Source organism: Paenibacillus spiritus (genome assembly GCF_008710135.1).
Lineage (GTDB): Bacteria > Bacillota > Bacilli > Paenibacillales > Paenibacillaceae > Paenibacillus_AQ > Paenibacillus_AQ glufosinatiresistens.
The window spans coordinates 367,911-394,732 of the sequence record NZ_VYKK01000015.1; the positions used below are offsets into that span (position 1 = coordinate 367,911).

Sequence of the window (26,822 nt, forward strand, 5' to 3'; positions counted from 1 at the left end):
TTAGCGGTCACGGCGCTTCTGCCGCTGAAGGCGGGCGGGGAAATCCCCAAGATCGGAAGTGATGCGGGCCCGAGCGCCGGGTCTCTTCCTTCCCCCCGACCCCGCTGCTTCTTTCGCTCTGCCTGCGCGGGTCCGCTGAACGATCCAGTCGCAGAGCGCGATCAGACCGATGACGATCAGACTGATGAAGAAGCCGGGGCGGCTGAGCTTATGGAACCAAGTCCCGCTTACGGCGGCGGCGATCAGCAGAAGACCGGTCCAGCGTTTGAGGCCGCTCAGCCGCCCTCCCTTCAGCAGCTTGGCGGACGAGAGCAGGATAAAGGACCAGTTGTACAGAATCATCAGGCCTGCGGCGGTGGTGATGTATTCGTATACCTTGCCCGGGAGTACGAGAGCCATGATGATGGCGCCGGCCAGACCGCAGGTGATCAGGCAGAGGGCGAAGAACGGATAGCGGTCCTTCCATTTCCGCGCGAATATATGCGGCGCATCCCCCTTCTCGGACAGGGTAATCATCATGGATGTGATAGCATAGAGCGAAGCGGTCATGGTGGAGAAGCCGGCTACGATCAGCACACCGTTGAAGACATGCGGCACCCAGACGAGATGATCGCTGCGAAGCGCCGTCACAAAGGGGCTGACCTTGGAATTGAAGGCTTTCAGCGGCGCCAGCGTCACCGCCAGGCCAATGGACAGCACATAGACGGCGGTCAGGCTCAAGAGCATGACTTTGCCGGCCTTGGGCGCTTCCTCGGGCTTGCGCAGACGATTGGACATGATGCCAAGAACTTCGATGCCTCCATAGGCGTAGAATGCAAAGATCAGCGCCGACCAGACACCCATTGTTCCGTTGGGCAGCCAGCCGCCCCCTCGGGGGAAGCGGGGCGCATAGCGGGCGCCCCCGATCCAGCCTGCCAGCATGGCCGCAGCCAGAATTAGGAACATGATAATGGCCGAAGATTTAATCACGGCAAGTATATTCTCGACCCGGTCAAAGCCTTTATTGCCAAAAAAGACGATCATCAGGCTAAGCACCGCATACCCGGCCGCGAATGCCCACATCGGAACCGCCGGAAACCAGAACCTCGAGAAGATAGACAGCGCCGCCAGCTGACTGCCCATAATGAGCAGCTCCGAGAACCAGTAATTCCAGCCGCTGGCAAACCCGGCCCAACCGCCGAATGCCTTCTCCGCATAGGAACGGAATGAGCCCTGCTCCGGCTGCTGGGCGGTCATGCGGGCGAGTGCGTCGAAGACGACATATGTTCCGATTGCAGCCAATACATAGGGCACCAGCACGGCCGGGCCGCCGATGGACAGGGCAAGCCCCGAGCCGAGGAAATACCCCGTCCCGATCGTCCCGGCCACGCCGAGAAGACTGAGCTGCCACCATTTCAGCTTTTGCGCGTCTTGGTTCTTGTCCGAAGATGAGTTCATGTTCGCCTTCCTTACTGTTGAGGTGTGAGTAGGCATAGCGCCTGTCCTTCCTAGCCTCCCCCAAAGCCCGGAGAATATTTGCTTCTTGCGCTCAGCAAAAAGAACCCGCGCCTTCTGCGCGGGTTCTTTCGGTTAGCTGCTATTTGTCGGGAGTGGCCGGCGTCTGACTCGCCTCGTTCGGAAGCTGGCTCAGATAACTGTGGGAGAGCAGCAGCAGCCGCTGGGCTGCCTTGAACTGCTCTTCCGTCGAGCCGTTCTCAAGCGGACTGTTGTCGGCAAAATTGTAATTGATTCCATCGGCATATTCTTTGCCGGTTACATAGATGCTCTTGTCATTGATGAACGAGCCGGTCGGCAGGAAGTGTCTGACCGGAAGCAGGTTCGTCTTCTGGTTGTACAGATCTTCCCCGAAGTGCAGCTGGTGGTCCAGAGACACGCCCAGCAGATTGGCTACCGTTGGCAGCACGTCAACCTGGCCGCCTGTTCCGGACATCTGCGCAGGAAGTTGGCCGCTCGGCGAATGAACGATGAACGGAATGTTAAACATATCCGTATAGCCGTATTCGTGTCCGACCAGCTTTGCAAGAAGCTTCTTCTGGGGATTATCCAGCGCGTACATCGGAACGCCCTGATGATCGCCGTAGAATACGATCAGACTGTCATCCCACAATCCGCTGCTCTTCAGCTCTTCCAGGAACTGTCCCATTGCGTAGTCGGCATAGTTCTGGGAGACAATGTAGTCCCCGATCAGCGTGCCGTCATACTCGTCGGGAAGCTTGATCCGCTGCTTCTCTTCAGGCAGGCGGAACGGGTGGTGCGCGCTCATGGAAATGACCATGGCATAGAACGGATTGTTCTGTTCATCGAGCTTCTTCAGCTCGGGAACCGTTTTGGCGTACAGGACTTCATCCGAAGATCCGAATGCGATATGATCCTCGTCTCCATAGAATTTCTGGTCATAAAACTTCTCGAACCCGATGGCCTTATAGAGGGCCTTGCGGTTCCAGAAATCCACGCTGTTCGTATGGAACGTCGCCGTGAAATATCCGTTCTCGGACATCAGCTTCGGCAGACTCGGCAGGTCCTTCTGCATGTAATCGGAAGAAGTGGCCGGTTCATTCTTCGGCACGAAGAACGAGGTGTTGACGACGAACTCGGCATCCGAAGTGGTGCCCTGTCCGGCATTGGTGTAGAAATTGTCAAAATAACTCGTTTCCTTGACCAGCTTGTTCAGGTTCGGCGTAATTTCCTGGCCGTCAATCTTCAGCCCGATCAGGAAATTCTGGAACGACTCCATCTGAACGACAATCAGGTTCTTGCCCTTGTCGACGCCCTGGAAGAGCGGTGCGGCCGGAATCTCAATGCCCTTGGTCTTGTTGATGGCATCCTGGGTAATCTCGGCGGCAGGAACCAGCTCTTCTTCCTCCGTCGTGTCGGCGAACAGGGTATACACTTCATAATTCAGAATCCCCATGCTCTCCGCCTTCTTGATCTCATTCATGCTGGCATGGTTCGGCCAGATGCTGAACAGGCAGATTCCGAGAGAGACGGCGCTCAGCACAATCAAGGCCGTCCGGTTCATCCGGTAGCGTCCCCTCTCCCTCATCCGCTTCACGTATTTCGGGCGAAGCATGAAGATCAGGAAGAAGACGATATCTACAAAGATGAACAGATAATACGGAGCGATCAGGGAGTAGGTGCTCTCTCCGACCTTGGTGACCTTGTCAACCTGCTGCAGCGCATGGTAAGTGGCGATAACACCGTAATACTTGTAATACATCAGTACCGAGAAATAGATTAAGCTGATAAACAGGTTGGCAATCATGTAGTAGAGGATTTTGCGCTTGGACGAGAACCATTCAATTAGGCTGAATACGATGATAAAGAACGGAATTTCGGTAAAAGCCATACTCCAGTTGGGTCCCTCGTTAAAGACGACATACCATGCCACCGCGCTCTTCAGCAGAAGGACCAGACTGAACCAGAAGATCGGGCGGTTTGTTGCAGATAGTATTCTCTTCATCTCATTACTTCCTCTGTTTCTGATATTGGTTTCATTTCATTGGCTTTCAACAGTAAACGGCATTAATAAGTGATTACCCCATTTACAGACAGAGTTACCCCCACTCACTGACCCCATACCGACCTGTTGACGGATAATAAGCACCTTATAAAGAGTAATGACTTTTGGTGGCTGTGTCAACACAGCGTTGACCCTATTTGCCGTTCAAGCAGGCGACATCGCTGCCGAACCACCCGCCAAGCCCCCCTTCCGAGTGAATCTTAGCACCGAGGGGAGGCTTTCGGCTGTGATCCAGTTCCCTCCGGTGCTCTAGAACAGAAGAACCAGATACAGGCCAAGCAGGGTCAAGAACAGCGTTGGAACGGTAAGCAGAATGCCGGTCTTGAAATAGGTTCCCCATCCGATCTTCACCCCTTTGCCCGCGAGCACATGAAGCCAGAGCAGCGTGGCCAGAGAACCGATCGGCGTTATCTTCGGTCCGAGGTCGGAACCGATGACATTGGCGTAGATGAGCGCCTCCTTCACTAATCCGTCCGCCGCTGTCGCCTTGATCGCAAGCGCGTCGATCATAACGGTCGGCAGATTGTTCATGACCGAAGAGAGCAGCGCAGCGATAAACCCCATTCCCATGGCGGCTGCGAACACACCTTGGCGAGCCAGCCAATCCAGGACGGATGCCAGTTGGTCGGTCAGACCCGCATTCTGAAGACCATAGACTACTACGTACATCCCCACAGAGAAGAACACAATCGACCAGGGAGCGCTGCGGAGCACTTCGTTCATCGACAGGACGGGACTCCTGCGGGCGGCCAGCATGAACACCAGGGTAATGATTCCGATCGGAATCGACACCGGAATATGCAACAGCCCGCTGGCCATATAGCCGGCCAGAAGCAGGCCGAGAAGGTACCAGGACCATACGAACAATCGGGGATCGCGAATCGCCTCGCGCGGTGCCCGGAGCACAGAGCCGTCGAATGTCCGCGGAATACTGCGGCGGAACATCAGGAACAGCACCAGAATGCTGGCTCCGAGCGAGAACAGATTCGGCAGAAACATGCGGACGGCGTATTCGGTAAAGGTAATGCCGAAGAAATCCGCGGATACGATGTTCACGAGGTTGCTGACGACCAGCGGCAGCGAGGTCGTATCCGCGATAAAGCCGCCGGCAATAATGAACGGAAATACACGGCGCTCGTCAAATTGAAGCGCCCGGACCATCGCCAGCACAATCGGGGTCAGAATGAGCGCTGCCCCGTCATTGGCGAAGAAGGCGGACACCAGCGCCCCCAGCACCGAGATGTACACGAACATCCGGATGCCGTTTCCGCGCGCTGCCCGGGCCATGTGAAGCGCAGCCCATTCAAAGAACCCGATCCGGTCCAGGATCAGGGAGTTCAGAATGATGGCGACAAAGGCCAGCGTTGCGTTCCAGACGATGCCGGTCACATCGGCGACATCCCCGAAGTCTACCGTCCCGGTCAGGAGCGCAACCGCCGCACCGCCGCAGGCGGACCAGCCGATGGACAAGCCCCGCGGCTGCCCGATCACCAGGATCAACGTGAATATAAATATAATTGCTGCAATCAAAGCCGACACGACAACAAGCTCCCTCTTCTCTTATTCGACCCGCTGGCCCTGCTTTCTGTTCCTTCGCAAGCCGCCGGCTCTTAAGTTTCTTCAAATACTGGCTGACGGTTCGGATTCAGCCATAACCATCCATATACTACTGGGCGGCCGTCCGTTTGGCAAGCCTTCACGATGCGTCGTGGGTACGGGAGAGAACGTCCGGCAAAAAAACCCCGGCCCGCAAAGCTCCGGGCCGGGGCAGGTTCACCCTTTATTCGGCGTGAACGTCTTTCTCCCGGTTAGGCTCGACTCTGCGGATAAAGAAAGCCAGCGCGAGAGCGGCGACGGCCATCCACATCGAGACGACAAACGCATGATTGATGCCGTAGACGGTCGCCTGCTGCGTAATCTCCAGCATCTTGGTCTGATTGGCAGGGTCCGCGGGGTTGATGCCCGCAGCTTGAACCAGCTCCTTGCCCCGGTCTTCGGAGGCATTCATGAACAGAGTGACCAGAAGCGCTGTTCCCAGAGCGCCGGCTACGTTCCGCAGTGTCTGCGACATGGCTGAGCCGTGGGCGTTCAGACGCCGGGGGAGCTGGTTAAGCCCAGCCGTCTGAATGGGCATCATCAGCATGGACATGCCGAACATGCGCAGGGTATAGAGCAGCAGCATATGGTTATAGGTCGTACTAACGGTCAGTCGGCTGAGTTCATACGTGGTCAGGGTCGTGATAAGCAGACCGATCACCGCAAGCCAGCGGGCGCCGATCCGGTCGAAGATCATGCCCGTAATCGGCGACATCAAGCCCATAAGCAGCGCTCCGGGAAGGAGCAGCAGACCTGACTTGACGGGAGAGAATCCCCGGATGTTCTGCAAGAAGATCGGCAGCAGAATCATGGCCGAGAACATGGCCATCGTAATAATCACATTGATCACCGTCGTCAGGGAGAACATGTCGTATTTAAAAACACGGAACTCCAGAATCGGCTTCTCGGTCTTCATTTCCCGCCAGACAAAGAGAATCAGAAAAACCACACCCGCAATCAGACTGACGAGAACACGGGGACTGTCCCATCCGTCGTTGGAAGCATCGCTGAAGCCGTAGAGAAGACCGCCAAAGCCAAGCGTTGAGAACGTGACGCCCAACGTGTCAAATTTCGGTCTCGTCGTCTGGCCGACATTGCGCATGGAGACAGCGCCGAACACGAGACCGATCACGGCGATCGGAAGAACGATATAGAACAGCACACGCCATGAATAGTTCTCCACAATCCAACCGGAGAGCGTCGGACCGACCGCAGGGGCGAATATCATCGCAAGGCCCATCATCCCCATTGCCTTCCCGCGCTGCTCAATCGGGAAGATCGTGAGAAATACGATCGACATCAGAGGCATCAGAATTCCCGCTCCGGCGGCCTGTATCAACCGGCCGGCCAAGAGGAATTCAAAGCTGGGCGCTGCGGCGCACAGTACGGTTCCGGCGGTGAACAAGCCGGTCGCCGCCAAGAACAGCTGCCGGGTGGTGAATCGGCCGATAAGATAGGCGCTGATAGGCACGAGAATGCCGTTGACCAGCATATAGCCGGTAATCAACCACTGGATGGTATTCTCGCCGATTTTCAGATCATCCATCATTTTGGGCAGGGCCACATTCAGCAGCGTCTGGCTGAGAATGGCAACAAAAGCCGCGATCAGCAGCGAAGCGACGATCGGCGCCTTTTTGAAAGGGGGTTGTACAACTTCCATCATCCCAGCTCCTTTTGGTATCTTCTACTATTGATTAATACCCATGCCACTCAGGATTCCACCTCTTGGTTCAATATTTCCCGCCTCATTAGTATGCCCGCTGCACAGCAAAGTCCGCCGTGCGCACACGGCACGGGCGGACTCCGCTGGATTCTTCATTATTGGAGCAGACCGCGAAGCTGCTCGGCCTGTCTTCCGAGATTGCCTGCTTCCGAGTCCACCCGTTCCGATACGGCGGTCTGGTTGCGGCTCGCTTCGGTCAGCACTTGCATGGAAGAGAAACCTTCTTCTATCTGGGTCATAATATGCTTGATTTCTTCCGTCACTCCGGAGGTCCCTTCCTGAATGTCTCCGATCATTTCATTGATCCGGCCGATGAAGCCGAGCAAATCATGGATAGTATCCCGCATTTCGCCGAATCCCTCATTGAAGGCTCCGAGCTGTCCCAAAGACTGTTGGACCGCTTCCCGCCCCCTGCCTACATCGGCGTAGGTACGTTCGGTCTGGCTGCGAATCGCCGCCAGCGTGGCTTGGGCTTCATCCGTAGTCCGCCGGCTCTGCTCGGCGAGCTTGCGAACTTCTCCCGCCACTACCGCGAAGCCCCGTCCGTTCTCTCCGGCCCGGGCTGCTTCAATAGAAGCGTTCAGCGCCAGAAGCTGGATCTGCTCGGTTATCCCTTGAATCAATCCGACCATCGTTCCGGTGGAATCGGCCGATTGGCGAAGTTCTTCCATCGTGCTGTGGACATCGCCGATCAGTCCGGCCGTCTGGTCCATGAAGCCGGTGAGATGCTCCATTCTCTCCACATTCTCTCCCATATTGCGCTCGGTCGCCGCTGCCTGAAGCTGCATCGCACCGGAAGCCTCCAGCGAATCCTGAACCGTCGTGTTCATCTGTCCCAGACGCTCTTCGATCCGGTCCAGAGAAGCCGATTGCTCGCTGAGCGCCGCATGATTCTCTTCGTGGATCACGCGAACCTCGCGGTTCAGGCGAACCGCCTCCGAAGAGGCCGCAGCGAGAGACTCGGCGCTGCCCTCCAGGCTGGAGGACATCGCTTTGACGTCCTCCAGCAGCTCCGCAAGCTGTTGCTGCTTGAGCCGGTTGCTCTCGTCGAGCTGGCGGGTAATCGACTGTTTCGAGCGAATCTGCATGATGGTAGCGGCAGCGGTCAGGATCAGAAAGAAGGCGTGAATAAGCACCATCGAGAACGGATAGCGGTCCGTTCCGAAGACGACTTGCGGCGCAATGGCGTAACCGGCCAAATGCTGAACGGCAAAGAGCGTGGCCATCAGAACAATGAGCGGAATACTGTCATAATAGGCCGCAGCCGCAAGAACCATAAAGATCGAGAAATGGAATTCCACACTGCCTCCGCTCCCCGCCGTAATCGCTATACTGGAGAAGGTCAATGTCAGCGTCAGCAGAACCCGAATCAGCCCGTGTCCCCGGTTGCGGGAATAGAAATAGCAGGCTGCGGCCCATAGCACCACCGGAGAGAGCACCAGAGCCACCCGGACAACAGCCAGAACGGGCGTATCCTCGGCGGCCGTTTCCATGCCGTGTGAACCGGAGGACATCAGATCATGAAAAGCATAAATCCATTTATTAATCACATAAATAATTAATCCGACTAATGTTACTACGGCCGACAACCACAGCATGAATCGGTTTTTACGGTCCTGCATGGGACACCATCCTTTGTGATGACTTCAATATACGCGGGTGCGCTCAAGGAATCTATCGGACGGAATTCTTCAAATTTGAATAGCTGAGACGTTCCGCCGGACTGGGCTGCCCAAAAAAAGAAAGCCGCCTTCCGGTAACCCGGAAGACGGCGCAATGCGCTTACCTGTTCAGCTCATTTCAGTTCGCCCCGTTCGGCCAGACGGTCGGCAATCAAGCGTGACGCCGCCGACATCCGGTCTCTGTCGGCGGCTGACAGCCAGGCCCATTCTTCAATCTCCGAAGCGGCGGCCAGCTCTCCCTCATGCCGGGCGGTCAGGCACGTCATTCGGACCTGGACGCCGCCGGCCTTCCCGTCCGCCTTGGCGCTGAAGACGCCGAAGGGAGCGATGCTGTCCGGAAGCAGCCGGACGGACAGTTCTTCCTCCACTTCACGCCGGAGTGCGGCTTCGTCGCTCTCTCCGGGCTCTCTTTTGCCGCCGGGCAGGTAGAACAGCGCCTTCCCCTTCGACCGGACGGCCAGCAGCCGGCCATTCTCCATGCAGATCCAGGCTACCTTGTCGATAACAGATGCATTCATCGTTGTCCCTCCTTCTCTGTTCCGCCGATCTTGAAGACGACGATGCCTGCCGCAATGACCAGCACGCCGATCAGCTGATTCGGCTCAAACGGAACCTTCGACAATCCCATCCAGCCCATGGAATCCCACAGCAGGGCAAACCCCAGCTGGGAGATGAGCACAATGGAAATGGCAAAAGTGGGGCTCAGCAGCTTCATCCCCTGCATCAGGCAGAAGACGACGCCGACTCCGATAATCCCGCTGCACAAATGCCAGACCTGAACATGGCGGAGTGCGGTAAATGTTCCTCCGCCTTCCGTAATCAGACTGATTGCAAATGAAGCGGCAAAACCGAGTCCAAGGACCAAGGCCGTTGTCGACCAGGAACCCGTGTGCTTGCCCACTTGGGCATTAAATACGTTTTGCAGGCTGACCAGTGAGCCGGCGAGCATCGCCAGCAGAATTCCGGTAATCATTTGGATTTTCCTCCGTTGCTTTCTTAGCATTCATTCATAGATGTTGGTTCCGGCAATCTCCGCGAGACGATCCCGCTCACGGATGAGAAGAACCCCTCTGCCCCGTTCGATCAATCCGTCCCGGCAGAATTTCTGCAGCACCCGGTTCAGATGACGATAGCTCGTGCCGATCAGGTTGGCGGTATCGACCAGGTTAATCAGAACTGCTCCGCCCCCCTTCCCCTGCTCGCCGCCTTCGGAGGAGACGGCGAGCAGGTAGCTGGCCAGCCGAACCTCAACCGGATACATAAGATTGAAGCTTAAAAATTCCGATTTGCTGTAGAATTTGCCGGCGATAATCTCCAGCAGGAAATTCAGCAGAGGCGCGTGGCTCTGCCCGTGCTGCCGCAGCCAGCGGTAAGGAACCCCGATCATATGGGTCTCCGACATGGCCTCCACGGTGTTGATAATGTCGATGCCCCGGATATATTCAATGTCGCCGATAACTTCAAGCGGTGTCTTGAACGAAATGATCAGCGTCTTGCCGCCTTCGGAAGTATTGAAGACCTTGATGCGCCCCCGGACCAGCACATAGAGCGTGTCGGCGGCCTGACCCTGTACGCAGACGGATTCGCCCGGTTCGAACGCGTACAGTGAAAGACCGGGCAGCAGTTCTTCATGGAAGACCTCTTCAATACCGTGTTCGCGCAGATAAGCGGCAATCCGGCTGCGGTCGTTGATCTCTCTCATCTTCTTCAGCCGCCTTCGCTATAATTTCAAAATAATAATTCCGCCGATCATCAGCGCCAAGCCGATGAACTGCGGCAGCTTCATCTTCTGCTTGACGGTTCCGAACCAGCCGTTGGCGTCGATCAGAAAGGCCAGGCCGAGCTGCGCAATCAGCAGCGCCGAGATGCTGAAGGTAACGCCGATCATCCGGATCGCGCTGATTTCGCTGAAAATAATAACCGCGGCGAGCGCCCCGCCGCTGAGGTACAGCGGACGGGTCCGCTTCATGCCGGCCCAGCTGCCGTCCCGGACGGCAAGCAGGATCAGAAGGGCCATGATAAAGCCGGTGAACTGGGTCAGCCAGGCGGCCTGCCAGGTCCCCAGCGACCGGCTGATGGTGGTATTCGCCACGCTTTGCAGGGTAATGCAGGCTCCGCCCAGAAAAGCGGCGGTCATGCCTTTAATCAGGGTTATTCTCTTCATCTGTCGTTACACTCCTTAAGGCCTGCTTCTCCATCTCTCGTTCTCTCTATGTAATTAAAGGCGATTGTCGACATTCGGTGAAGGACATATGTCCCAAACCCGTATCTTTTCCGAAATCCTTCTCTTCTATTCTCTCTTCTATGGTCTCTTTTCCACACAAGCAAAGACCCTGCGATCAGATCGCAGGGCCGTATCGAAAGGTGAGAAGTGTTGGATCGAATAAACGGTACTCAATGAGACAGATTAAGCAAGCTTCCAGTTGCTAAGGAGATTTACCGGAAAAGAACTGGCGAAAACGCCGTCTCTTCCTTCCCTTACGATGTTTCATGGCAATCAACTACCTTTCGGAAATCCAAGAAACAGGCTTGTGTTTTCCTACCGACAATTGATAAGGGACCACTTCCCACCTGCCTTTTATTACCCGATTGCTGGAAGAATGAAACAAACGATTGATTTAATAATCGTTATATCGTAATATTACAATATAACAATAACAGTTAGGAAGGATGCAGACGGATGGAATCCAATTTTGAAGCTTATCATCGCAGTGCCGATCTGCTCAAGGCGCTGGCGCATCCGGTTCGCCTCTGCATAGTCCGGGGCCTGGTGGAGCAGGGAAGCTGCAATGTCTCGCATATGCAGGAATGTCTGGAGCTTCCCCAGTCTACGGTGTCCCAGCATCTGCAGAAGCTCCGTTCTCTGGGCATCGTGGAGACAGACCGCAGCGGCCTGGAAGTTCACTATTCAGTCAAAGACGAGAAGGTCAAACAAATCATCAAGATTCTACTGGAGGGATTACCCATTGAACGCACTTAATCATCAGCCTGATTCACGCAAAATTGTCATTGTCGGCGGCGTCGCCGGCGGCGCATCCGCTGCCGCCCGGCTCCGGCGTCTGGACGAGAACGCTCACATTGTCATGTTCGAGCGCGGCCCTCATATTTCTTTTGCCAACTGCGGTCTGCCCTATTACATCGGCGGCGAAATCAAGGACCGGTCCCGCCTGTTCGTGCAGACTCCCGAAGCGATGACCGCCCGGTTCGGGCTGGATATCCGCACGGAGAGCGAGGTCGTTGCCCTGAATCCCAACCGGAAGACGGTCACGGTCCGCTCGCGGGAACGCGGCGACTATGAAGAGAGCTATGACGCGGTCATTCTCGCTCCGGGCGCCAAGCCGCTCCTCCCTCCGCTTCCGGGACTGGACAGCCCGCGTGTGCTGACGCTCCGGAATATTGCGGATACCGACCGGATCCGCGAGCAGGCAACCGCTCAGGGCGCACGCTCGGCGATCGTCGTCGGAGGCGGCTTCATCGGCGTAGAGATGGCCGAGAATCTTCAACTGCTCGGCCTGGATGTCACTCTCATTGAAGCGGGCCGGCAGCTGCTCGCGCCGTTCGACCCGGAAATGGCCGCTATGCTGGCCCAGGAGCTGGAGAGCCGCGGCGTTCACATTCTGCTCGGCGATTCGCTGGCCGAAGCGCGGGAGCTGGAGAACGGCGGCATGTCCGTCTCCCTCGCCGGCGGACGGTCCTTGTCCGCCGATCTTCTGATCGCGGCGATCGGTGTGAAGCCGGATACCGATTTTCTGCGGAGCAGCGGACTGAAGCTTGGTCCCCGCGGGCATATTGAGGTCAATGCGTATATGGAGACTTCGCTGGAAGGCGTGTACGCCGCCGGCGATGCGGTCATGACCCAAGATTTCATTCTCGGCGGACCGACTGCCGTTCCGCTTGCGGGTCCGGCCAACAAGCAGGGCCGCATTGCCGCCGACAACGTCTCCGGGCTTCGGACCGAGTACAAAGGAACACAGGGCACAGCCATTGTCAAAGTATTCGGGCTGACCGGCGCGGCAACCGGACGCAACGAAGCGTCCCTGAAGCGGGACGGAATTCCTTATCAGGTCATCCATGTGCATCCGAACTCCCATGCTTCGTATTATCCGGGGGCCATGCCGCTTGTGCTGAAGCTGCTCTTCGCCGCCGACGGCCGTATTCTGGGCGCCCAGGCTGTTGGCGCCGACGGCGCCGACAAGCGCATTGACGTTATTGCAACTCTGATCCGGATGAACGGAACAACCGAAGATCTGACCGAACTGGAACTGGCTTATGCTCCGCCTTACTCCTCGGCCAAAGACCCGGTGAATATGCTCGGCTATGCCGCAGAGAACGTCCGGACCGGAATGGTCCGGGTATACACCGCCGATGAACTGGAGAACCGGGACCCTGAGACGACAATGCTGGTCGATGTGCGGACCGAGCTGGAATTTGCGAACGGCCATATCGACGGCGCAGTTCATCTTCCGGTTGACGAGCTGCGCGGCTCGCTGGACCGTCTGGACCCGTCCAAAGAAATCTGGGTCTACTGCCAGGTCGGTCTGCGCGGCTATACCGCCTCGCGGATTCTGACGCAGCGCGGCTACCGGGTACGCAATCTGTCCGGCGGCTACAAAACCTGGCTGATGTCCGGCTACCGCCCAAAAGATGATCAGCCGGGACAGTCGGCGAATCCGGCTAACGGCAGAACGGAGACCCTTCCGTCTCCCGCGGCCAATACGGCGGAGGAAGAGCTGGATGCCTGCGGGCTGTGTTGCCCGGGACCGCTGATCCGGCTGAAGCAGAGCGTGGATGGAATGGCCGACGGGGCTTCGCTACGGATTACGGCAACCGACCCTGGCTTCTATGAAGACGTTCAGGCGTGGACCACGATGACGGGCAATACCCTGACCGGTCTTCACAGACGTCCGGATGGAATCATTGAGGCTGTCATCCGCAAGACGGCAGGCGGCGGTTCCTCCGCTTCCGCTAAGGACGGGCAGCGCGAAAGCTCCTTCGCCCCGCTCCCGCCTTCCGCCGATCCCGCAAGTACCATGGTCGTGTTCAGCGGCGATCTCGATAAGGCCATCGCCTCCTTCATTATTGCCAACGGAGCCGCTGCCAGCGGAAGAAAGGTGACGATGTTCTTCACCTTCTGGGGTCTGAACGTTCTGCGCAAGCCGGAACGCCAGAAGATTCGCAAGTCGTTCATGGGCCGCATGTTCGGCATGATGATGCCGCGCGGCAGCCGCAAGCTGGCGCTTTCGCGGATGAATATGCTGGGTGCCGGGCCGGTCATGATCCGCTCGCTGATGAAGAGCAAGAACGTCGAGTCGCTGGAATCGCTGATGAAGACCGCCATCGGCCAGGGCGTCGAGCTGGTGGCCTGTCAGATGTCGATGGATCTCATGGGCATCGCCCGCGAAGAATTGATCGACGAAGTCGGCGTCGGCGGTGTCGGCCATTACCTGGGCCGCGCCGACCGCGCTAATCATAATCTGTTTATTTAAAAGGCCGGTGATACGGATGGAATGGCAGATCGACGATTATCAACAGTGGGATGAAGCGGTCTGGGCGGAAATCCGACCGATTTATGAAGAGGCCTTTCCGCACGGAGCGAAGCCGGAGCGGGTACTCCGGGCCATGCTGGAACGCCGGCTGGCCTCCCTTGCCGTCGGAAGGTTGGAGGGCGAAGCCATTGGCTTCGCGCTGTCCGGTACGGTTCCGCTTGCGGAAGAGGCCTCCAGCCTGCGGCTCATTGATTATCTGGCTGTCCGCTCCGATCTGCGCAGCCGGGGAATCGGAGCCCGGCTGGTGGAGGAGCTTGAGCGGCGGGATCGCCGTAGCGGCGAAGCCATCGGCTTTCTGATCGAGGCGGAAGCCGGCGAGACCCCGGAAGACCACAGCCGGAACCGGTTCTGGGAACGGCTCAGTTTTGTCCCGACAGAGTATGTGCACACTTACATCTGGGTCCCCGAACCCTATCGGGCTTATGTCAGACCCCTAGATCCGGCACAGCCGGTACCCCGCGACGGACGCGCGCTGTTTCAATGCATCGAAACTTTTCACAAAGCTGCCTTTATGCGTTATGATAAACGGGAGTGACCATCCGAGTATCCGCATAAAGGAGAGCTGACGATGAACAGCAAACTGGTATTCTTTCTTGGACCTGCCGGAGCCGGCAAGACGACCTTGGCCAAAGCCCTTGCTTCCCGCCGCAAATGTGCGTTCTTTGATATGGACGTGCTGATGCGGCCGGCTTCGGATGTCATCATGACCATGCTCGGGCTGGACCCGAACGACCGCGATTCGGCCGATTACAAGAAGTACTGCCGCGATCTCGGCTACCGCCTTACTATGGATGCGGCCCTGGACAATGTGGAGCTCGGCGTCGATTCCTTCGTGGTCGGCCCCTTCACCAAGGAAGCGGCCAATCCCGGCTGGATCGCCGAAGAACTGGCCAAGATCGGACGCACTACGGAAGAGGTCGATGTGTATGTCGTGCTGGTCCATCTCGCCAACGAGGAGCTCTACCGCTCCCGGATCGAAGGACGGCACCTGAAGCTGGATGAATGGAAGCTCCGCAACTGGGAGCAGTTCCGCGCCGCGCTGAATGTCCGGTCGGTAACCTGGCCGCTGCCGGAGGGCCGTGTGCTCAAGATCGACAATTCAAGTCCCGACGTGAATGCCACGGCCTTGGAACTGGAGCGGCAGCTCTATGCCGGCAGTGCCGAGGCGGCCAGACCGTAAGAGCGGTCCATTCTCAATCTGCACATTCTGCACTTGTATCTGTACCATGCACATGCACATGCCAAGAAGAAGCCGGCGAATCCGCCGGCTTCTTCTTGTTCCTTGTTCTTGGGTCACAATAATTCGGAAGTGCCGCTATAAAGACCGGGCGCCAAACGTATCCCCGCCTTCAATGGTTCCGGAATCGAATCCTTTCTGGAACCAGCGCTTCCGTTGCTCCGACGAGCCGTGGGTGAAGCTCTCCGGAACGGCATAGCCCTGCGCTTTCTTCTGCAGCGTATCGTCCCCGACCGCGCTTGCGGCCGTCAACGCCTCGTCGATGTCTCCGACATCCAGCAGGTTCTTGTCCTGGGCGTAATGGGCCCAGACCCCCGCCAAATAATCGGCTTGGAGCTCAAAGCGGACCTGGTAGGCATTATCCTGCTGCATCCGGGCGCTGTATTTGTCTGTGGTGCCGAGCAGCGTCTGGACATGGTGGCCGACTTCATGCGCGATGACATAGGCCATGGCAAAATCGCCGGGCGCCTGAAACTCGCTCTGAAGCTCGTTGTAGAAGCTGAGGTCGATGTACAGTTTCTGATCGCCCGGGCAGTAGAACGGCCCCACGGCCGAGCTGGAGTACCCGCAGGCCGACTGCACGCTTCCGCTGTACAGGACCAGCGTCGGGTTCTTATAAGTCATGCCTTGCTCCTTAAACACCTCGCCCCATACATCCTCGGTATCCGCGAGAACGACCGATACGAACTGGGACAGCTCCTCCTGCTGCTCTTGCGATACTGCGCTCTGCTGGGTACCCGCCACGGTTCCCGAATTGGTGGACAGCACCGTGCCGAGCACGTCGCCAAGACTTCCTCCGCTGAGCAGGGTCACGATAGCTACGATAATGACGCCGGTGATTCCTCCTCCGACGAGCTTGCCGCCGCCGCTCATGCCCCGGCGATCCTCCACATTGCTGCTTGTTCTTCTACCCTGCCATTTCATAAGTCAGCCTCCTTGCTCTTCTGGGTTCCATTCTCGTTAGATTCAGGCTCGTTATATGACATATACCCCACTTGGGCGGGAAACGACCCTCTTTTTGCGAATCCGTTTGGCGAACGGAATGGAACCTTCGCAAGACGGGCAACCTAACGGCGCTTGCGAAATTCAACTCAAAGGAGCGATCATTGCTTGAGCGGAATATTGGGAGGCAACTCTAAAGACGAACCGATGCACTACGGAGAAATTTATCAGGTCTGGCAGGCTTCCATGGTAGCCAAGGGCGCCATTTCCTGTTACCGGGCCTATCACTTTCATGCCGGAGACAAGGATTTGAAGAAGCTGCTGGATTCCTTTATCGATCAGGCCGAGCTGGAAGTGAGCGAATGCGACAAGCTGCTGACGGACCAGGGTCTGGCCCTGGCCCCTTCCATGCCGGACAGAGCCGAAGCCAGACTGGAAGATATTCCGGCCGGAGCCCGGTTCACCGATCCCGAGATTGCGGCTAAGCTGGCCGCCGACAACGCATCTGCTCTGGTTGCCTGCAGCATGGTGATGGGCCAGAGCATCCGCGAAGACATCGGCGCGCTGTTCGCCAAGTACCATGCATCCAAGGCCGCGCTTGGACTGAAGACGCTGCACTTGCTGAAGGAGAAGGGCTGGCTGGTTCCTCCTCCGCTGCTTGCCAAGCGACCGGAATAAGGACAGCGGTCAGTCCCATCGTAAAAAAGACCTTCGGGATTCCCGAAGGTCTTCTTCTTGCTTGACTTTATCTGTGTCAGGCGTGAAATTCGCGTCCGTCCCGAACCGCTTCTACATACCCGGCCCGAATGACGAAATCGCCAAAATGCTCTCCTGCCAAGCGTTCCTTGGCGTAGCGCCCGAACATGGGTTCCAAGGTGCCGAGAATGTCGCTCTCAGTAATGTTCTCTTGGTACAGCTTAGCCAGCCGGTCGCCGGTAAATCCGCCGCCCAGGTACATATTGTACCGCCCCGGAGCCTTCCCGATGAACGCCAGCTCCGCCAGCGCAGGACGGGCGCAGCCGTTCGGGCAGCCGGTCATGCGGATGACGATATCCTCGTCCCGCAGCCCGTTCTGCTCCAGCATCGGTTCGAGCTTGTCGAGAAGGGACGGGAGGTAGCGCTCCGATTCCGCCATCGCAAGGCCGCAGGTCGGAAGCGCTACGCAGGCCATCGAATTGCGGCGGAGTGCGGAATAGTGAACGCCGTCGGTCAGGGCATACTGCGCGATCAGCGCTTCAATCTTCTTCTTCTTCTGGGGCGTGACGCCGCCGATAATGAGGTTCTGGTTGGCGGTCAACCGGAAGTCCCCGGTATGGATTTTGGCAATCTCGCGCAGTCCCGTCATGAGGGGGTAGCCCTCCTCATCCTGGATGCGTCCGTTCTGGATGAACAGGGTGTAATGCCATTTGCCGTCCGAGCCTTTGACCCAGCCGTAGCGGTCGCCGTTGTGAAGAAAATTGAACGGCCGGGCCTCGGCCAGCTCCCAGCCCAGACGGCTGTGCAGTTCGCCGCGGAGCCAGTCCAGACCGCGGTCGTCGATCGTATACTTGAACCGCGCGTGCTTACGCACCGCCCGGTCTCCGTAGTCGCGCTGGATGGTAACGGTCTTCTCGGCCACTTCGATCAGCTGGTCGGGCGTGCAGAAGCCGATCAGCTTGGCTACCTGGGGATACGTCTTGGTGTCGCCGTGGGTCATGCCCATTCCCCCGCCTACCGCGACATTGAAGCCCTGTAGAACGCCGTTCTCCACAATGGCGATAAATCCGAGATCCTGGGAGAAGACGTCGACGTCGTTGGACGGCGGAACGGCGATGCCGATCTTGAATTTGCGCGGAAGATAGACCGGTCCGTAGATCGGCTCCACCTCGCCGGCATCGCGGGAATCGACGACCTTCTTCTCGTCCAGCCAGATTTCGTGGTAAGCGCGCGTGCGGGGATCGAGGTGATCGCTCACGCGGCGGGCCAACTCATAGACTTCGCTGTGAATGTCGGATTGATAAGGGTTCGGATTGCACATCACATTCCGGTTGACGTCGCCGCAAGCCGCCAGGGTGCTCAATAGCGCTTCGTTGACTTCCCGGATCGTGTTCTTGAGGTTCCACTTGATTACGCCGTGCAGCTGGAACGACTGGCGGGTGGTCAGCCGGATCGTGCCGTTGCCGTATTTGTGGGAGATCCGGTCCATCATCAGCCACTGGTTCGGCGTAACGACGCCTCCCGCAGCCCGGACGCGCAGCATGAATTGGTAGGCCGGCTCAAGCTTGGATTTGGCGCGCTCGGCCCGCAGATCGCGGTCATCCTGCATATAGCTGCCGTGGTGCTTCATCAGGCGGTTGTCGTCCTCGGGAATCGAGCCGGTTATGGGATCCGCCAGCGTCTCTTCCAGGCTTCCCCGCAAATAATCGCTGCGCCGCTTAATGTCCTCCACATCGCTGTGGGGACGGTCCTGGGGCGGATAAAGTTCATTCAGTGCCATGTTTCCATTCTCCTCTCGCAGTGCCGGGGAAGTCTTAGTAGACATCCCGCTGGTAACGTTTCTGCTGAACAAGCTCTGTCAGATAGTCCTCCGCCGCTTCAGCCGCAAGGCCGCCGTGTTCCCGGAGAATCTGTACGAGCGCGGCGTGAACGTCATGCGCCATCCGCTTCTCATCTCCGCATACATAGACGGCCGCGCCTTCCTTCAGCCATTGGTACAGCTCGGCGCTCTTCTCCAGCATCCGGTGCTGCACATAGACCTTGCGGTCGGTATCCCGGGAGAAGGCCACATCCATCCGGGTCAGCACGCCGTCCTTCAGCCAGCGCTGCCACTCGGTCTGGTACAGGAAATCGGTGGAGAAATGCTGATCGCCGTAGAACAGCCAGCTCTTCCCGGATACGCCGGTCTCCTCGCGCTCGGCGAGGAACGACCGGAACGGCGCTACGCCGGTTCCCGGTCCGATCAGAATGATCGGCGTCTGCGGGTCCTCGGGCAGTTTGAAGTTCGAGTTCGATTGGATGAAGACCGGCAGCTTGTCCCCGGGCCGGACGCGTTCGGCAAGTCCGACGGAGCAGACGCCGTACCGGCTCCGGCCCCGCTCTTCATAACGAACGGCACGGACGGTGATATGGACTTCACCCTCATGCGCTGTCGGGCTGCTCGAGATCGAATACAGCCGGGGCGGGATGCGGCGCAGCAGGCCGGTCAGTTCCGGAGCGCACAGGCCACGGAGACCGTAGTCGCGGACCAGGTCGAGCAGATCGCTGCCGGCGAGATAGCTGCGCAGCTCCTCTTCCCGTCCGGATTCCAGCAGTCCGCCGATTCCGCTAGCCGGCGCAGTCGCCGCAATGCTGGCAAGCAGCGGCTTGGTAAGTACCGTAATCTCATAATACCGGGTGAGCGCGTCGCGCAGCGGAAGCGGAGTGCCGGACTTCCCAGCGGTCACGCGCTCTTCCGCATCCCAGCCCATGGCCTCTATCAGCTCGGCCACAAGCTCCGGATGGTTCTCGGGGTAGACGCCGAGGCTGTCTCCCGGCTCATAGGTCAGCCCGGAGCCTTCCAGCGACAACTCCATATGCCGGGTCTCCCGGTCGGAGCCACGGCCGTTCAGGTTCAAATTCTCCAACACTTCCGCATAGAACGGATTGCTGCGGGAGTACTGCGGTTCGCCGCCCGCGTCGATCGGAGCCGTCACCGGAATTCCGGCAGCGGCGGAAGCCGAGCCGCTCTCCGCCGACAGCGCTCCGATCACGCTGTTCATCCAGCCGGCCGCCGGTTCGTCGAAGTCCACGTCGCAGTCGACCCGCGGCACGAGCCGCTCGCCGCCCAGCTCTTCCAGACGCTTGTCGAAGTCCTTTCCGGTCTGGCAGAAGTACTCGTAAGAGGTATCGCCAAGCGCCAGCACCGAGTAGCGGAGACCGTTCAGTCCCGGCGCCCGTTTGCTGTGGAGGAACTCATGGAAGGCCAGCGCATTGTCCGGCGGCTCGCCTTCGCCATGCGTGCTGACCAGCACCAGGAGGTTCTCCACCTTCTTAAGATTATTCGGCTTGAAATCGCTCATGGCCGAGAGCGTGACGGCAAATCCGCCTTCCTCCAGCTTCTTCGCCAGCTTCTTGGCCAGCCCCCGGCAGTTGTCCGTCTGCGATCCGAACAGGACGGTCACCTCGCGGGAGACCGCCGGAGACGGCGCCGCAGCCGGAGCCGCCGAGCCGGAAGCCTCCGTCCCGGTTCCGGCTGCCGGAGAGCCGGAGACGGCAAGGCTTTCTCCCGGTGCGGCGGTTAAATATCCGCTGAGCCAGATGCGCTGGTACGCGTTCAGCGTCGGCAACAGACGCGTCAGAAGCTCGGTCTGTTCTTGATTAAAAGGACTGTTGGTTACTTGAAGTTCCACAATTTCCACCCCGCAAATTTGGCCCTGGTCCAAATCCTAGTATTTTAGTCCAGATTAATGTTTTCTGTATTGAAGCTAACACAGGTTCCGGGAACGGTCAATTCGCTTGAATTTATGGAAGCTATCAATTCCCTTTATACCTTCCCGTATCCGGGCCGCCCGCCTGTCTCTGCCGGGTGCTGGTTCGTTCTGCTGTGTCCCTCTTCCGCATGCAAAAAGCCCGCCCATCCGGGCGGGCGGGGTGCTTCCTGCGCGCGTGCAGGCACGGCTGTCGGCGTCAGATCAGCGCAATGGCAAGCAGGGTGAACAGACTTAGCGTGATAAGCGGATTATAGGCGTACCCGTAGCCGTACGGGGTGAACGCCGACGTCGAGGCGCTTTTCTGATCCGGACGGAGATACACGTTCTGTTGGTCGACATTCACGATCACGCCTTGATACTGCTGGCCGTCGTGGGTCAGAATCTTGACGCGCCGGTTCTTCAATTGCATGCAGTTATAATATGCATCCATCATTGAGCATCATTCCTCCCTTATGCCGTCATGCTATGCGGGGCGGGGAGAAGCGGAAACGGCAAATGACCCAAGCCCGGTATCCGCTCCCGCGGAGGGAGGAACCGTCTTGGGCCATTTTGTAGGAAGAGACCAGGATCAGACGAACGTCTTCACCAATAAGAACAGGTTAAGCGCGACGACAAGGGCCGCAATCATCCAGCCAAGCACCGTTGTGCCCCTACGGTTGACGAGACCGCCCATCACCGACTTGCTGCTCGTGAACATAATAAGCGGGATCAAGGCAAAGGCAATGCCGAACGAGAGAATGACCTGGCTGATAATCAGCGCCCGGGTCGGATCGACCCCGCACAGAATGATGGCCAGCGGCGGAATCGTAGTAATCGCGCGGCGCAGATACACATTGATCTTCTTGTTGATGAAGCCTTGCATGACGACATCGCCGGCCATCGTGCCGACCGAGGCGCTGGAGAGTCCGGCAATCAGAAGGCCAAGACCGAAGGCTCCTGCGGTAACCGGACCGATCAGGCGGCCGAATTCGTAATAGGCCACTTCCAGATCCTCGACGGCCAGACCGCTCTTGTGGAACAGCGACGCGGAGACGATGACCATCGCCATATTCACGGCTCCCGCAATCAGCATCGCGATAATGATATCAATAAATTCAAGCTTGAAGATGCGCTTCTTCTCTTCATCGTTCTTGCCGACGATGCGGTTCTGGGTCAGCGAGGAATGAAGATAAATGGCATGGGGCATTACGGTTGCCCCCAGAATGCCGGCGGCCAGCAGAACGCTGTCCACGCCGTCAAAGCGAGGAGTAACGAGGCCATGCGCGACGGCGGCCATATCCGGCTTCGCCATGAACACCTGGAAGGCAAAAGCGAGGACGACCACCAGAATCATGGCGGCGATGCCGGCCTCAAGCCAGCGGTAGCCGCGGCGCTGAAGCCCCAGGATGGCAAAGGAGCCGACGGCCGTAATCAGCGCGGCGGGCAGCATAGGAATATCGAAGAGCAGATAGAGTCCAAGCGCCGCTCCCAGAAACTCCGCCAGATCGGTAGCCATAATGACCAGCTCGCTCTGGACCCAGAGGAACCAGGAGGCTTTCTTCGGGAATCGGTCATGCGCGACTTCGGGCAGATTGCGTCCGGTGGCAATGCCGAGCTTGGCGGACAACGTCTGAATAAGCACCGCCATCAGATTCGATCCGAAGATGACCCACAGCAGCATATACCCATAGGTGGAGCCTGCGGTAATATTGGTTGCAAAATTGCCGGGGTCCAGATAAGCCACAGCGGCGATGAAGGCCGGCCCGAGGAACGGAATCAGCCGCTGCAGACCCTTCCCCCCTCCCTGAAAGACCGATTCGGCGGTCCGGGAATGCGCGTCCTTGCTTCGGGCAGCGCTAACAGTGTATGTTGGTTCCATCTTTCTTTCCTCCCCGCCTAAATATTAGTCCAAGTCATAAATGTTTGCTCAATGCAACTTTTGATTACGTTCATTATAGACTTTCATACCCGTTTTGTAAACCATTCCCCCGCCTAAATTCAGATTTCATGCAAAAAAGACGGCAGTCCGGGTTCTCTCCGGACTGCCGCCGATCATTCTCTTGCTGCGCCGGCTCAATTCGCCGGCTCTATTTCTTCCCGCCTCCTGCCGCTTCCGCTCTTGGCCGCAGCCGGCCGCCCTCCAGCACCAGCACCCGGTCGCACCATTCCAGCATCCGCTCGTCGTGGGTTACCATTACCGCCGCCTTGCCTTCCTCCTTCACCTCGTCCGCCAGCATTCGGACGACTTCAATTCCCCGCTCGTAGTCGAGGCTTGCCGTCGGTTCATCCGCCAGAAGGAGCGCCGGATCGTTCATCCAGGCGCGGGCGATTGCCGCCCGCTGGCGTTCTCCGCCGGAGAGCTGCTCGGGATAATGGCGGCGCCGGTCCCACAGACCGAGCCGCTTCAGCAGGCGCTCTGCCTTGCGCTTGCCTTCGCCTGCCGGAAGACCGCCGAGCCGGGCGGCCAGATGAAGCTGCTCTTCCACCTTGAGATAAGGGAGCAGGTGGGCGCTCTGGAACATGAAGCCGATCCGGCGGAGCCGGAGATCGGCGAGCTCGCGTTTGCTTTTGCCCGACAACAGCTCGCCGCCGATGGAGATTTCGCCGCCGGTCGGGGTCAGAAGCGCCCCGGCCAGAGACAGGAACGTGCTCTTGCCGGAGCCCGAAGGGCCGAGAACCGCGACGAATTCGCCTTCGCGGACCTCGAGATCGAGGTTCTGCAGCACCGTCAGCGTACGGTCACCGTCCCCGTAAGTCTGGGTTACGCCGCTCATCTTCAATTGAGTCTTATTCATGCCGCCGCCCTCCCGATTGCGTCCAGCGCATCAATTCGGGCCACGCGCAGCACGGATACGAGCGATCCCGCTGCGGCTACACCCAGGAAGAGCGTTCCGGTGAGCAGCATCGTGTCCGGCTCCAGCCGAAACGGCATCGCTTCGGGCAGCATCCCCTTCACCAGCAGGGTGAGCGCGGTGCCGGCGCCGATACTGACCACGGATAGCGTCAGCACCTGCGACAGCACGCTCCAGCCGAGATAGCCCGTCCGGGTGCCCATTGCTTTCAGGATGCCGAATTGGCCGGTCTTCTGAATCGTGATGACATAGAAGAAGACGGCCAGCACGAACGCGGAAATGACGAACAGGAAGACAATCATCATCAGCAGGGAATTCTGCTCGGCCGCATAGCCGGGCACCGCCCGGATCGCTTCGTTCTTCGTCAGCAGCTCCAGCCCCTGGGCCTTGGCCGCGCGGGCCAGCTCATTGTTCTGACCGGCCCCGGCCGTCAGCGCAATGGCGTTGTAAGGCGCCGACGTCAGCTTCTTCCCGGCCCCGCTCGTCGCCTGCTTGTATTTCAGCCAATCGGCCGAATTCAGAAAGACGACCGGAGTATGGCTGTAGGAGTAGTCCCGGACAAAGCCGGCGATGGTCCAGCTCAGCCCGGAGACCGGGTCTTCCAGCTTCCCGCCGATTCGGGCGCCGGACTCCTTCAACTTGAGATCAGCCACAACTTCGCCTGACCCGGCTTCGGAGACCGCGTGCCCTTCCGCAATTTCGGGAGCCAGCGAACGCTTCATGTCGATTCCGAACAAGGTCACATCCAGCTTGCCTCCGCTTCCGCCCGCAAGTAAGGTGGCGGTCTGAACGCCGAGCCAGTCGGCATTCTCTTCCCCGGCCGCTGCCCGGACCGCACTCAGCTGGTCCCCGTCCAGCATGGAGCCGCGGAACTTCCGCTCCGCATCTTCCTGAACGGCAAACACGGGGGACTTCATATGATCCAGAGCCGAAATATTGGCATAAGCCAGCCCTTTGGCAAGTCCGGTTACGAACAGCACCAGAAAAGAAATCAGCAGCATGATGGCTGCGATCAGTGCGTACCGGGACTTGGCATGGCGCATTTCCCGCAAAGCCAGAAACATCTAGTTCTCCTCCTTGAATCCGTGATGGACTCAGTCTACCGGAGAAAAATGAACGCAGTATGAATAACAGGTTACAAATGGCGGCCGGGCAGATGCACTGTGAATACGGTCCCCTGTCCCGGCTGGCTGGATACCTCCACGGAGCCGCCGTGCACCTCCACGATCTTGCGGACAATGGCAAGGCCCAGGCCGCTGCCGCCCGCCTCCCTTGTCCGGGCTTCGTCCGCTTTGTAGAATCGGTCAAAGATCAGCGGCAGCCGCTCGGCGGGAATGCCTTCGCCCGTATCCCGGATCTCCACCGTGCAGCCGCCCCCCTTCGCGGATGCGGCGCTGACGGTAATCTCCCCGCCGGGCGGCGTGTGCTTGATGGCGTTGGACAAGAGATTCATCCAGACCTGGTGCAGCAGATTGGCATCGCCGTCCGTGTCCAGGTCGGGAACCGACAGGCGCAGAGCCAGCTGACGTTCGCTGAGTCGCCACTCCAGCATCCGGGCCAGCTGACGGAACTGGTCCCGCAGGTTGAAGCGGGACAGCTCCAGTCGGCCCGGGTCGTCATCGAGCGCGGACAAGGTCAGCAGCTGCTTGCTGAGCAGGGACAGACGGCGGCTCTCCTCTTCGATAATCGCCAAATATTCGCGCCGCTTCTCCGGCGCAAGCCCGTCGTCGCGGAGCGTATGGGCGAATCCTTGGATCGAGGTCAGCGGAGATTCGATCTCATGCGACACATTGGCCACGAACTCCTGGCGGCTCCGGTTCGTGCGTTCTAATTCGCGGCTCATCGCCGTAAAACTGCGGGCCAGATCGCCCAGCTCATCCCGCCGCCTTGTGTTCAGACGGATGTCGTACCTTCCCCGGGCAATGGTGCGGGCGGCTTCCGTCAGCCGGACAATCGGGCGGACGACATGCAGCACTGTAATGAGCAGGAACACGAGGCTCAGCAGCAGGGTAAGGGCAATAATCATGGCAAAAAAACCGCGAAGTTCTCCGAACTGCGTGACCGGATCGGGCCGCAGGAACAGGGCGTAGCTCCGGCCCTGATAACCGAGCGGCACCCCGACCGTATTCCGAAGCTCATTGTCGAAGAAGCCGGTTACGAACGCTTCCCTCGGAAAATCGGCAATTCCGTGGTAGATGCCGCCGGCGAGCACGGCGTCCACTTCGGCCTCCGGCAGGTCGTTCTCTCGGAACGGCTGCCCGTAGAACCGGTTCTCGCCGCTGCCGTCGGTGAGATAGATTTTGTAGCCGAGAGCGGCGGTCGTCCGCAGGTAGCTGTCCAGTTCCCCGGCATGCGATTCGCCGAAGCGGCTGACTTCAAGGGCCATCCGCGTCAATTTGGCGTCGTTTCTCGACTTGACATTGACCTGGTAATACAGATTGGACATCAGAAAAGCTAGAACGCTGCTGGCGACAACGACGGAGCAGAAGACCGCGCACATTCGCACATAGAGGGATTTCATGCGTTCCCCGCTTCCAGCTTGTAGCCGATTCCCCGGATCGTCCGGATTCGGAAGCTCCCGTCATGCTCGGCGAACCGCTGCCGCAGCCTTTTGATATGGACATCGACCGTCCGGTCGTCTCCTTCATAATCCAAGCCCCATACCCGCTCAATCAGCTCGCTGCGCGAGAAGAGCCTCCCGGGATACTGGGCAAGCTGCGCGAGCAGCTCGAATTCCTTCACCGGCAGCAGCAGCGTCTCGTCGCCTGCGGTGATCTCATAGTTCCGCCGGTCGATCAGCACGCGGCCGATCCGGATTTTGTCCAGGGAAGGCACGTCATAGCGTCGGAAAAGCGCCTTGATGCGAAACAGCAGCTCTTCGGGTTCAAACGGCTTGGTCACATAATCGTCCGTCCCCTGAAGGAACCCCTGCTCCTTGTCGCTGAGCTGCTGCCGCGCCGTGAGCAGAATAATCGGGATGTCGTACGTATCGCGGATGATCCGGCACAGCTCCAGTCCGTCCAGCCCAGGCATCATCACATCCAGTATAGCAAGATCAACCGGCGCAGCCTCCAGGCGCTCCCTGGCTTCCAAGCCGTCCGCCGCTTCCAGTACCTGATATCCCTCTCCGGTCAGCACCTGGCGGAGCAGCGACCGGATATGGGGATCATCGTCGGCTACCAGCATCGTTCTCATGATGAACCTTCACTCTCCCGCCTTGAATTCATGACTGTCAGTATAGCATAAAAAAAGAGGCTGTCCCAAAAGTAGAATTTTCTAAGCTGAGAGGGACCACCT

The 26,822-nt window shown here is 58.5% G+C and carries 23 protein-coding genes; 5 read left to right on the forward strand and 18 right to left on the reverse strand.

The window, feature by feature from the left end:
* The 9 genes from F4V43_RS12570 to F4V43_RS12610 form a co-directional block, all read right to left on the reverse strand.
* Complete coding sequence (locus F4V43_RS12570; protein WP_150458573.1) at positions 1-1,437, reverse strand: amino acid permease; 1,437 nt, start codon at positions 1,435-1,437, stop codon at positions 1-3.
* 139 nt (positions 1,438-1,576) lie between these two features.
* Positions 1,577-3,460 (reverse strand): LTA synthase family protein, encoded by a 1,884-nt coding sequence (locus F4V43_RS12575; protein WP_150458574.1) that lies wholly within the window; start codon positions 3,458-3,460, stop codon positions 1,577-1,579.
* A 309-nt stretch (positions 3,461-3,769) separates the two neighbouring features.
* Positions 3,770-5,059 carry an arsenic transporter gene (locus F4V43_RS12580; RefSeq protein ID WP_150458575.1) on the reverse strand — a complete coding sequence of 430 codons (1,290 nt, stop codon included), beginning with the start codon at positions 5,057-5,059 and terminating at the stop codon, positions 3,770-3,772.
* A 241-nt stretch (positions 5,060-5,300) separates the two neighbouring features.
* Positions 5,301-6,776: a DHA2 family efflux MFS transporter permease subunit gene (locus F4V43_RS12585; protein WP_150458576.1), complete on the reverse strand. Its 1,476-nt coding sequence runs from the start codon at positions 6,774-6,776 to the stop codon at positions 5,301-5,303.
* A gap of 158 nt (positions 6,777-6,934) precedes the next feature.
* Positions 6,935-8,461, reverse strand: a complete 1,527-nt coding sequence (locus F4V43_RS12590) for a methyl-accepting chemotaxis protein (RefSeq protein ID WP_150458577.1) — start codon at positions 8,459-8,461, stop codon at positions 6,935-6,937.
* 173 nt (positions 8,462-8,634) lie between these two features.
* Complete coding sequence (locus tag F4V43_RS12595) at positions 8,635-9,039, reverse strand: NUDIX hydrolase (RefSeq protein WP_150458578.1); 405 nt, start codon at positions 9,037-9,039, stop codon at positions 8,635-8,637.
* Positions 9,036-9,494, reverse strand: a complete 459-nt coding sequence (locus F4V43_RS12600) for a DMT family transporter (protein ID WP_150458579.1) — start codon at positions 9,492-9,494, stop codon at positions 9,036-9,038. Before F4V43_RS12600 ends, F4V43_RS12595 begins: the two co-directional genes overlap by 4 nt.
* A 30-nt stretch (positions 9,495-9,524) precedes the next feature.
* On the reverse strand, positions 9,525-10,223 hold the full coding sequence (locus F4V43_RS12605) for a Crp/Fnr family transcriptional regulator (protein WP_150458580.1): 699 nt from the start codon (positions 10,221-10,223) through the stop codon (positions 9,525-9,527).
* Positions 10,224-10,241: 18 nt separating this feature from the next.
* Complete coding sequence (locus F4V43_RS12610) at positions 10,242-10,685, reverse strand: DMT family transporter (RefSeq protein ID WP_408638324.1); 444 nt, start codon at positions 10,683-10,685, stop codon at positions 10,242-10,244.
* Positions 10,686-11,201: 516 nt separating this feature from the next.
* On the opposite strand from F4V43_RS12610, the gene F4V43_RS12615 reads away from it, so the two are divergent.
* Genes F4V43_RS12615 through F4V43_RS12630 form a run of 4 tightly spaced genes read left to right on the forward strand, consistent with a single transcriptional unit; the run spans position 11,202 to position 15,247 of the window.
* The gene (locus F4V43_RS12615) at positions 11,202-11,501 is read left to right on the forward strand and encodes an ArsR/SmtB family transcription factor (protein ID WP_150458581.1); all 300 of its coding nucleotides are present in this window, start codon (positions 11,202-11,204) and stop codon (positions 11,499-11,501) included.
* A complete protein-coding gene (locus F4V43_RS12620) occupies positions 11,488-14,007 on the forward strand; it encodes an FAD-dependent oxidoreductase (RefSeq protein WP_223879876.1) in 2,520 nt (839 codons plus the stop codon). Before F4V43_RS12615 ends, F4V43_RS12620 begins: the two co-directional genes overlap by 14 nt.
* Positions 14,008-14,023: 16 nt before the next feature.
* The gene (locus F4V43_RS12625) at positions 14,024-14,602 is read left to right on the forward strand and encodes a GNAT family N-acetyltransferase (protein WP_150458582.1); all 579 of its coding nucleotides are present in this window, start codon (positions 14,024-14,026) and stop codon (positions 14,600-14,602) included.
* A gap of 33 nt (positions 14,603-14,635) precedes the next feature.
* Positions 14,636-15,247, forward strand: a complete 612-nt coding sequence (locus F4V43_RS12630; RefSeq protein ID WP_150458583.1) for an AAA family ATPase — start codon at positions 14,636-14,638, stop codon at positions 15,245-15,247.
* A 135-nt stretch (positions 15,248-15,382) separates the two neighbouring features.
* Here F4V43_RS12630 and F4V43_RS12635 read toward each other — a convergent pair whose 3' ends face one another.
* Positions 15,383-16,228, reverse strand: coding sequence for a neutral zinc metallopeptidase (locus F4V43_RS12635; protein ID WP_150458584.1), 846 nt, complete (start codon positions 16,226-16,228; stop codon positions 15,383-15,385).
* 186 nt (positions 16,229-16,414) lie between these two features.
* Between F4V43_RS12635 and F4V43_RS12640 the strand changes: the two genes are divergently transcribed.
* The gene (locus tag F4V43_RS12640; protein WP_150458585.1) at positions 16,415-16,924 is read left to right on the forward strand and encodes a DUF3231 family protein; all 510 of its coding nucleotides are present in this window, start codon (positions 16,415-16,417) and stop codon (positions 16,922-16,924) included.
* 76 nt (positions 16,925-17,000) lie between these two features.
* Here the strand turns inward: F4V43_RS12640 and cysI are convergent, their stop codons facing one another.
* The 8 genes from cysI to F4V43_RS12680 form a co-directional block, all read right to left on the reverse strand.
* The gene (gene cysI, locus F4V43_RS12645) at positions 17,001-18,722 is read right to left on the reverse strand and encodes an assimilatory sulfite reductase (NADPH) hemoprotein subunit (protein ID WP_150458586.1); all 1,722 of its coding nucleotides are present in this window, start codon (positions 18,720-18,722) and stop codon (positions 17,001-17,003) included.
* A gap of 34 nt (positions 18,723-18,756) precedes the next feature.
* On the reverse strand, positions 18,757-20,613 hold the full coding sequence (locus F4V43_RS12650) for an assimilatory sulfite reductase (NADPH) flavoprotein subunit (protein WP_150458587.1): 1,857 nt from the start codon (positions 20,611-20,613) through the stop codon (positions 18,757-18,759).
* A gap of 277 nt (positions 20,614-20,890) precedes the next feature.
* On the reverse strand, positions 20,891-21,124 hold the full coding sequence (locus tag F4V43_RS12655; protein WP_150458626.1) for an LSm family protein: 234 nt from the start codon (positions 21,122-21,124) through the stop codon (positions 20,891-20,893).
* Positions 21,125-21,262: 138 nt separating this feature from the next.
* Positions 21,263-22,552, reverse strand: a complete 1,290-nt coding sequence (locus F4V43_RS12660) for an Nramp family divalent metal transporter (RefSeq protein WP_150458588.1) — start codon at positions 22,550-22,552, stop codon at positions 21,263-21,265.
* Positions 22,553-22,760: 208 nt separating this feature from the next.
* Entirely contained in the window at positions 22,761-23,468 is a 708-nt protein-coding gene (locus F4V43_RS12665) for an ABC transporter ATP-binding protein (RefSeq protein WP_150458589.1), read from the reverse strand.
* On the reverse strand, positions 23,465-24,589 hold the full coding sequence (locus F4V43_RS12670) for an ABC transporter permease (RefSeq protein WP_150458590.1): 1,125 nt from the start codon (positions 24,587-24,589) through the stop codon (positions 23,465-23,467). The genes F4V43_RS12665 and F4V43_RS12670 overlap by 4 nt, the downstream gene beginning before the upstream one ends.
* A 71-nt stretch (positions 24,590-24,660) precedes the next feature.
* Positions 24,661-26,046 carry a sensor histidine kinase gene (locus F4V43_RS12675; RefSeq protein WP_150458591.1) on the reverse strand — a complete coding sequence of 462 codons (1,386 nt, stop codon included), beginning with the start codon at positions 26,044-26,046 and terminating at the stop codon, positions 24,661-24,663.
* Positions 26,043-26,720 (reverse strand): response regulator transcription factor, encoded by a 678-nt coding sequence (locus F4V43_RS12680; protein ID WP_150458592.1) that lies wholly within the window; start codon positions 26,718-26,720, stop codon positions 26,043-26,045. Before F4V43_RS12680 ends, F4V43_RS12675 begins: the two co-directional genes overlap by 4 nt.
* Positions 26,721-26,822: the final 102 nt, after the last annotated feature.

Bases quoted from the DNA above. Each gene is read 5' to 3' on its own strand.
- F4V43_RS12600 (WP_150458579.1), bottom strand. From the start codon at position 9,494: ATGATTACCGGAATTCTGCTGGCGATGCTCGCCGGCTCACTGGTCAGC.
- F4V43_RS12590 (WP_150458577.1), bottom strand. From the start codon at position 8,461: ATGCAGGACCGTAAAAACCGATTCATGCTGTGGTTGTCGGCCGTAGTA.
- F4V43_RS12675 (WP_150458591.1), bottom strand. From the start codon at position 26,046: ATGAAATCCCTCTATGTGCGAATGTGCGCGGTCTTCTGCTCCGTCGTT.
- F4V43_RS12615 (WP_150458581.1), top strand. From the start codon at position 11,202: ATGGAATCCAATTTTGAAGCTTATCATCGCAGTGCCGATCTGCTCAAG.
- F4V43_RS12625 (WP_150458582.1), top strand. From the start codon at position 14,024: ATGGAATGGCAGATCGACGATTATCAACAGTGGGATGAAGCGGTCTGG.
- F4V43_RS12610 (WP_408638324.1), bottom strand. From the start codon at position 10,685: ATGAAGAGAATAACCCTGATTAAAGGCATGACCGCCGCTTTTCTGGGC.
- F4V43_RS12605 (WP_150458580.1), bottom strand. From the start codon at position 10,223: ATGAGAGAGATCAACGACCGCAGCCGGATTGCCGCTTATCTGCGCGAA.
- F4V43_RS12585 (WP_150458576.1), bottom strand. From the start codon at position 6,776: ATGGAAGTTGTACAACCCCCTTTCAAAAAGGCGCCGATCGTCGCTTCG.
- F4V43_RS12660 (WP_150458588.1), bottom strand. From the start codon at position 22,552: ATGGAACCAACATACACTGTTAGCGCTGCCCGAAGCAAGGACGCGCAT.
- F4V43_RS12635 (WP_150458584.1), bottom strand. From the start codon at position 16,228: ATGAAATGGCAGGGTAGAAGAACAAGCAGCAATGTGGAGGATCGCCGG.
- F4V43_RS12630 (WP_150458583.1), top strand. From the start codon at position 14,636: ATGAACAGCAAACTGGTATTCTTTCTTGGACCTGCCGGAGCCGGCAAG.
- F4V43_RS12665 (WP_150458589.1), bottom strand. From the start codon at position 23,468: ATGAATAAGACTCAATTGAAGATGAGCGGCGTAACCCAGACTTACGGG.
- cysI (WP_150458586.1), bottom strand. From the start codon at position 18,722: ATGGCACTGAATGAACTTTATCCGCCCCAGGACCGTCCCCACAGCGAT.
- F4V43_RS12595 (WP_150458578.1), bottom strand. From the start codon at position 9,039: ATGAATGCATCTGTTATCGACAAGGTAGCCTGGATCTGCATGGAGAAT.
- F4V43_RS12680 (WP_150458592.1), bottom strand. From the start codon at position 26,720: ATGAGAACGATGCTGGTAGCCGACGATGATCCCCATATCCGGTCGCTG.
- F4V43_RS12655 (WP_150458626.1), bottom strand. From the start codon at position 21,124: ATGGATGCATATTATAACTGCATGCAATTGAAGAACCGGCGCGTCAAG.
- F4V43_RS12570 (WP_150458573.1), bottom strand. From the start codon at position 1,437: ATGAACTCATCTTCGGACAAGAACCAAGACGCGCAAAAGCTGAAATGG.
- F4V43_RS12670 (WP_150458590.1), bottom strand. From the start codon at position 24,589: ATGTTTCTGGCTTTGCGGGAAATGCGCCATGCCAAGTCCCGGTACGCA.
- F4V43_RS12575 (WP_150458574.1), bottom strand. From the start codon at position 3,460: ATGAAGAGAATACTATCTGCAACAAACCGCCCGATCTTCTGGTTCAGT.